Below are 7,094 nucleotides of genomic sequence, written 5' to 3'. Positions count from 1 at the left end.
CAGGCTTTTTGCACTGCATTTGGTTTAAGTTATCATTTTGCCGAACATTTACCAATAATTGGTAATATCGACCTGTATGGTGGAGGAGATGTAGGTGTAGTATTTTTCGATTATCCTGAAAATTATACAGGTATTTATCCAAAAACGCGTCTATCGATTGGAGGACACGCCGGAGCAAGATATTTTTTCACTAATAATTTTGCAGGTAATTTCGAAATTGGAGGTGGTTCGGTGTTTTGGGAAGCTAGAGTTGGATTGACTTTCAAGTTCTAATTAATAATTACTTTTGGCTAAATTGTAGTTTTTTTGCCAATTTGGCTCAATAATTGTTGGTAAATAAAGAGTTTAGATTTAATGATATACAAAAAGGTATTTATATGCGTATTTTTTTACTAACATTATCTATTTTTTTTACATCGATATTATTTTCGCAAAACGTTTCAGTTAAAGAAAACTGTAATCTCGATATGATTTCGGAGTGCATTTTTCAATCAAATTCTACGGCTTTGTCGGGTTGCTTTAGCAATAATGTTGAGATAATAACACCGACATCTGACGGTGTGTTTAGTAAGGCACAAGCTGAAATGGTTTTAAAATCTTTTTTTAGAGAATATCCTAGCGATTATTTCAATATTTTACAAAAAGGCACTTCAAAAGGTAATTCAAAGTTTTTTATAGGAGAGTACAGAAGCAAGGATAATAAATTTGATGTGTATTGCCTAACCAAAAACGAGCAAGGTAAGGAATTAATACTGCAATTACATTTCGAGAAGGAATAAATAGTACTTTTGTCATTTCATAATATCACTGAACAATGACAGTATCGGAAATTATAAATCAAGCTCTTAAAGAAGATGTAGGCAATGGCGACTACACATCATTATCGACCGTACCCGCCGGAACCAAAGGTAAATGTCAACTAAAAATTAAAGAAAGCGGTATTGTATCGGGAGTTAATATTGCCAAAGAAGTGTTTCATCAGGTTGACGACACATTAGAAGTAAAAATTTTTATAGAAGACGGAACGTCCGTTAAATACGGAGATATAGTCATGGAGATAAGCGGCTCGTCTGTTAGCATGCTTACTGCCGAACGTACAGCGTTAAATTTCATGCAACGTATGAGTGGTATTGCTACTTATACCAGAAAAATAGTTGACAAACTTAAAGGTTTTGATACAAAAGTGATTGATACGCGTAAAACTACACCCTTGTTGCGTCAGCTTGAAAAACAAGCAGTAAGAGATGGCGGAGCCGAAAATCACAGGTTTGGGTTGTACGATATGATTTTAATTAAAGACAATCATATTGATTTTGCCGGCGGAATATCTAATGCTATTGAGGCTTGCGTTGATTACTTAGAAAAAAACAATCTGAATTTACCAATTGAAATTGAAACTCGTAGCATCGACGAAGTCGAACAAGTTCTTGCCGTAGGCAAAGTTAACCGTATTATGCTCGATAATTTTAGTTATAGCGATATGAAAAAAGCCGTAAAATTGATAAACGGCAAATACGAAACAGAAGCATCGGGAGGAATTAATTTATCAACAGTTAGAGAATACGCTAAGTGCGGAGTCGATTTCGTTTCTATAGGAGCATTAACTCATCATATTAATAGTCTTGATATGAGCTTGCTTACAATAAGTTAGTTTTAGATGAAAAATATTATTAATAAACTATCGGCTATAGTTGCGAGATTTTCAAAAGCATTATTAGACAAATCGTTTGTTAAAAAAATAATTAATTACATCAAAACTGCAAGTTTGCCGGGTTTCGATAAAGTTCCTATTTACGAAGTTGGTGTATTTTTCTTTAAAAGCATAAGCAAAAGTTCAATAGGAATTAGAGCGGCAGCCACAAGCTATAATATTTTACTTTCAATTTTTCCGGGATTAGTTTTCTTTTTCACAATAATTCCATATTTACCTTTTCCTGGTTTTCAAGACAGCTTACTACAATTAATGGAAGATGTTATCCCCAGTGGGATATATTCGGTAGTTGAAAATGTTATATTCGATATAGTTACACGTCCCAGAGGCGGACTATTGTCGTTGGGACTTATACTAATGTTTTTATTCGCAACCAATGGAATAAACAGCCTGATTGATGCTTTCAATAAATCAATTTATGTTGAAGAGAATAGAAGTCAGCTTAAGCAAAGAGCAATATCTTTGATGCTGTTTCTTGTCTTATCGCTAATGATGATAATTGCAATCGCTTTATTAGCCATAGGTCCAAAGGTTATAAAACTGATTTTGCAAAATGAAGTGGTAAATGTTCAGTATAAGTTTTACTTTTATTTGATTTACGTTTTAAAATGGATAGTAATATTAGCTCTATGCTTTTTTACAATTTCGTTTTTGTATTATTTTGCGCCGGCAAAATCTACGCGCTTTCGCTTCATATCGCCGGGAGCTACTTTGGCTACGATAATGGCTGTTGTTGCTACACTTTTGTTCAACTTTTATTTAGAAAATTTTGCAAGGTATAATGTGTTATATGGTTCAATAGGTACATTAATAATAATTATGGTATGGATAAATTTTAATATTACAATATTACTTATTGGATATGAGTTAAATATGAGTATTAAATCGGCGGGGAAATAAATTATTTTTTTATCGTACAACCATTTTGCACATAAATTACCCTTTAAAGTATTAAGTAAAGAAACGAGAATGATAAAAATTGGAGTAATAGGAGCCGGACATTTAGGTAAGATACATATTCAATGTATTAAGCAGGTTGACCAATTAGATTTAGTCGGCTTTTACGACAATGACCCACATATAGCAGAGCAGGTATCTGAAGAATACGGCATAAAACATTTCGATAGCATTGAGGAATTGATTGAAGAGTGCGATGCTATTGATATTGTAAGTCCTACCGTTGCCCACTTTGATGCTGCTACAAAATCGCTGAAAAGAGGTAAACATGTTTTTATTGAAAAACCTATTGTAGCCACACCGCAAGAAGCCAATAAACTGAGTAGCATAGCATACGAAGCCAATGTTAAGGTTCAGGTCGGACATGTAGAAAGATTTAATCCGGCATTTATTGCAGCAGAACCGTTTATCAACAAACCGAAATATATTGAAGCACACCGAATTTCGAGATACAAAAAAAGAGGTAGCGACGTTCCTGTAGTTCTCGATTTGATGATACACGACATTGATATTGTGCTAAACGTTGTAAAATCGAATATAAAGAAAATAACCGCCAGCGGCGTTACCTTAGTTTCAAGTTCGCCCGATTTGGCAAATGCCCGAATTGAATTTACAAATGGCTGTGTTGCTAATCTTACGGCAAGTAGGATTGCAAGCGTTGATATGAGAAAAATGCGTTTCTTTCAGAACGACTCTTTTGTTACTGTCGATTTTCTTGACAAAAAAACTGAAATTATCAAATTAGTTGAATCTAACGAAGAACCGGTAGATAATGGAAGTTCTATTATGTCGGTTACAAAAGTTAATAACAAAAAAGGCAATTTCAATCTGTTGATTGAAACACCTATTGTAATTCATACCAATGCAATTGTTGAAGAATTAAAAAGCTTTGCCGATTCAATTCTTAACAATGACGAGCCTATAGTTACTATCGACGACGGCAATGACGCACTTATTGTAGCATATAAAATATTAGAAAAAATTGAAAACAAATTATAAACTGACTCAAACACGTAAAATGCAAACTGTACTTAAATCACTTGCAGTATTGGTATTGGTTGTACTTGTTTCGTGCAAACCGCAACCTGAGGATTTAGTGCCGTCGTATTTAAGTATCAACAGTGCCGATTTGCAAGCAGATAATATGCAAGGCACTTCATACAGCAAAATTACAGACATTTGGGTTTACGACGGAAATACGCTTATTGGAGCTTTTGAATTGCCTTTTAGATGCCCAATAATTAAAGAGGGCAACACCGCATTTAATTTTTATGCAGGAATAAAAATGAATGGAATTAAAGGCACCAGAGTTCCATACCCTTTCTATAAAGTTTCGGAACAGAATATTGAGTTATTTAAAGATTCTATTGTCAGTATCGACAATATCACTTTTAAATACGACGATAGGTCGGTATTTCAATTTATCGAAGATTTTGAATCTCAGGCAAACGCATTTGAAAAAACAAATTTGAGTAATATTGATATTGAGCGTTTTTATTTTCCTGAGTTGAACAATCTTGTTCCTGGCGAATTGAACAACTATGCTGCAGGAGCAAAAGTATCAACCGATACAGTGTTTTTTGAGTGGCAAACTGTAAGTGCTTACGAGTTACCGACAAATGGTAGAGAATGTTTTTTAGAGTTGAATTATAAGTGCAACATAGGCTTTGCCGTCGGAATTGTAACTCAAGGTTCATTTCCGGTGTACCATCCAATTTTAAATATAAATCCTAGCGAAACATGGAATAAGATATATGTGAACCTAACAGCTACTTTGGGTAATTTTAGCAATAGCAAGAAGTTTAAAATCTATATTACCAGTAGAAACATAAGTGATACCAACGAATTTTCGGAAGTGTACGTAGACAACATTAAACTAATTAATTTTCCAAAGTAAACCATATTAAAGATGAACCCAAAAAGATATAAGTTTAAATTTGCTGCAGTCGATTTTATTTCGGCTATGATAACATGGGTGCTGTTTTCTTTTATCAGAAAATCGAACGAACTTTGGGATTTTGATAGTACAATTGCATCGTTAATAACTGATGGTAACTTTTTTTGGGGAATTATTTTAATACCTGTTTTTTGGTTGACGATATATTATTTGATAGGAACTTACGAAGATTTGTATCGCAAGGCGAGGGTTCAAATGCTTAGTCAAACCTTTATAGCAGTGGTTATAGGTGTTGTAATAATATTCTTTTTGTTTATACTTGACGATTTAGTAGATGATTATAAAAGATATTACGAATACATATTGATTTTGTTTGCTATTCAGTTTACGCTGACATTTATTCCGCGTTTCATATTTATTTCAAACACGCAAAGCAAAATTCATAACAGAAAAATTGGTTTCCGAACAGTAATAGTTGGTAGCAATGGCAATGCAGTCAGCATATACAACGACATTCAAAATCAGAAAAAATCCACCGGAAATATAATAGTAGGATTTGTCTACGCACAAACCTATCCGAAATATATTTTGGAAGAATCAATGCCTAATTTAGGTCATTATTCCGAATTATCGAGAGTTATTAAGGAACACAATATAGATGAAGTAATAATAGCAATAGAGCGTTCGGAGCAAGATACAATAGAGAAGATTGTTGCCGAAGTTGAAGATTTGTCGGTTGTAGTAAACATTATTCCCGAAGTGGAGGATATTTTGATAGGAGCCGTTAAAACTACTTCAATTTACAAAACACCGCTTATTCGCTTAGATTTTAATTATATGCCTTTTTGGCAGCTGAAAATCAAGCGTTTAATTGATATATTCGGGTCTTTAGTTGCCATAGTGTTGTTATCACCTGTTTATGCTATTTTAGCGATAGGAGTAAGACTTTCGTCTGAAGGACCTATATTATATTATCAAGAACGCATAGGTTTTAGGGGCAAACCTTTTAATATTCCTAAGTTTCGTTCAATGTATATCAACTCCGAACAAAACGGACCTGCATTGTCATCAGAAGGAGACAAACGTATTACACCTTTCGGATTGTTTATGCGTAAAACTCGTTTAGACGAAATTCCACAATTTTTTACGGTTCTTGTTGGAAAAATGTCGCTTGTTGGACCACGTCCCGAAAGGCAGTTTTTTATAGATCAAATTGTAAAAATAGCTCCGCATTACAAGCTGTTGCATAGGGTTAAACCAGGTATTACCTCGTGGGGACAGGTGAAATACGGTTATGCCGAAAATGTAGATCAAATGGTTGAAAGACTTAAATTTGATATTTTGTACTTAGAAAATATGACATTAGCAATGGATTTCAAGATATTGTTTTACACAATACTTACTGTTATAAAAGGTAATGGTAAGTAATATTTTTGTTTTAGTTTTTGGTTAGTCTGACAAAGGTGCTTTTTTAAGCACCTTTGTTGGTTTTACGACTTATTTTTATTGGGTCTGATATTGTATATAATATTAAACTCTAAGATGTCGGCTACAAAATAATGTGCTTTTATAACAAGGCAAGCGCTCAGACTGTTATTGATATTGTACGCCATACCTGCTTTTTCGTAGTAAGGTTTTATTTCGCGCAGCTCTCTATTACGTTTAAAATAATAGCCAAAACGTATAGGAAAATACAGTTTATCATGGACAATCCAATCCCAACCGGCTACAACCGAAATGGAAGTTAATTTGTTAATATCGTTGTAGAAGTGGGTGTCGGATAAACTATTTTGTCCCCAGGTAAAACCGCAATTAGCTCCCATGGCTATGCGATATTTGTGAGAAATACCAAGCAAAAATTCAGCTGTAAGGCTGTTTTTTATAATGCGTTCTCTGTTTTCAATAATTTGTCTCGCTCCTGTACCAAGTGCAAAGCTAAACTGAGTGTAAAATTTATGTTTTGGAATAGTGTAATTATCGGCAGTAATTTTTTTGTTGTTGTATTTTGTTAGATAAAAATCGGCGGTTAGCATATTTAAACCTATATTGGGAAGTTTTAAAGCTGTATTAGAATAGTGTTTAAACCCAATTGAAACACCTGGAGATGCGTTTTTGTTGTAGTCGAAATTGAGTTTTAATTCAAAGTAGATGTTAAGTCTTGACGAAATAATATTTTTATCATCGAAGTTGATAATAATTTCGGGACTGTTTATATATGCGAGACCACCATTGATAGTGTATCCAAAAAAATATTTTTTATTGGGATTACTTATTGGAATTTCCAAATTATAGTACATTGCAGCAATATATCCGAAATGTTCGGAATTATACAACACCGTGTACAGTCCAATTCCTTGAGTAGGATTTCTGTAAAGTTTATCGTATAGCTTGTACTTGTCGATATTAACCCTATAATTAAGGTGAGTGCCAAAATTGTATTTATTGTAAAATTTGGGATGTTCGTGGTCGAAGAAGTATCCATCAAATGGGCTCCTTCTACGTGAAAAGAAAATTTAGAATCAACTTTAT

8 protein-coding genes are annotated in these 7,094 nt (G+C 33.6%); 7 read left to right on the top strand and 1 reads right to left on the bottom strand.

The genetic code is table 11. From position 1 onward, the window contains the following. The 7 genes from PHP31_09655 to PHP31_09625 all read left to right on the top strand — a co-directional run. A partial coding sequence (locus PHP31_09655; protein MDD3739541.1) for a hypothetical protein occupies positions 1-273 on the top strand: 273 nt, incomplete at its 5' end. Positions 274-377: 104 nt separating this feature from the next. Then, the gene (locus PHP31_09650) at positions 378-779 is read left to right on the top strand and encodes a DUF4783 domain-containing protein (protein ID MDD3739540.1); all 402 of its coding nucleotides are present in this window, start codon (positions 378-380) and stop codon (positions 777-779) included. A gap of 35 nt (positions 780-814) precedes the next feature. Next, positions 815-1,651 carry a carboxylating nicotinate-nucleotide diphosphorylase gene (gene nadC / locus PHP31_09645; protein MDD3739539.1) on the top strand — a complete coding sequence of 279 codons (837 nt, stop codon included), beginning with the start codon at positions 815-817 and terminating at the stop codon, positions 1,649-1,651. A 6-nt stretch (positions 1,652-1,657) separates the two neighbouring features. Next, on the top strand, positions 1,658-2,611 hold the full coding sequence (locus tag PHP31_09640) for a YihY/virulence factor BrkB family protein (GenBank protein ID MDD3739538.1): 954 nt from the start codon (positions 1,658-1,660) through the stop codon (positions 2,609-2,611). Between the two features lie 69 nt (positions 2,612-2,680). After that, a complete protein-coding gene (locus PHP31_09635; GenBank protein ID MDD3739537.1) occupies positions 2,681-3,667 on the top strand; it encodes a Gfo/Idh/MocA family oxidoreductase in 987 nt (328 codons plus the stop codon). Next, a complete protein-coding gene (locus PHP31_09630) occupies positions 3,651-4,565 on the top strand; it encodes a hypothetical protein (protein ID MDD3739536.1) in 915 nt (304 codons plus the stop codon). The genes PHP31_09635 and PHP31_09630 overlap by 17 nt, the downstream gene beginning before the upstream one ends. Positions 4,566-4,577: 12 nt before the next feature. Next, positions 4,578-5,993 carry a sugar transferase gene (locus PHP31_09625; protein MDD3739535.1) on the top strand — a complete coding sequence of 472 codons (1,416 nt, stop codon included), beginning with the start codon at positions 4,578-4,580 and terminating at the stop codon, positions 5,991-5,993. Between the two features lie 62 nt (positions 5,994-6,055). On the opposite strand, the gene PHP31_09620 is transcribed toward PHP31_09625, so the two are convergent. Next, complete coding sequence (locus PHP31_09620) at positions 6,056-6,967, bottom strand: acyloxyacyl hydrolase (GenBank protein ID MDD3739534.1); 912 nt, start codon at positions 6,965-6,967, stop codon at positions 6,056-6,058. Positions 6,968-7,094: the final 127 nt, after the last annotated feature.

Source organism: Lentimicrobiaceae bacterium (genome assembly GCA_028697555.1).
Taxonomy (GTDB): domain Bacteria; phylum Bacteroidota; class Bacteroidia; order Bacteroidales; family UBA4417; genus UBA4417.
Note: the sequence above shows the minus strand (reverse complement) of the source record. Positions and strands in the feature narration are given on the sequence as shown.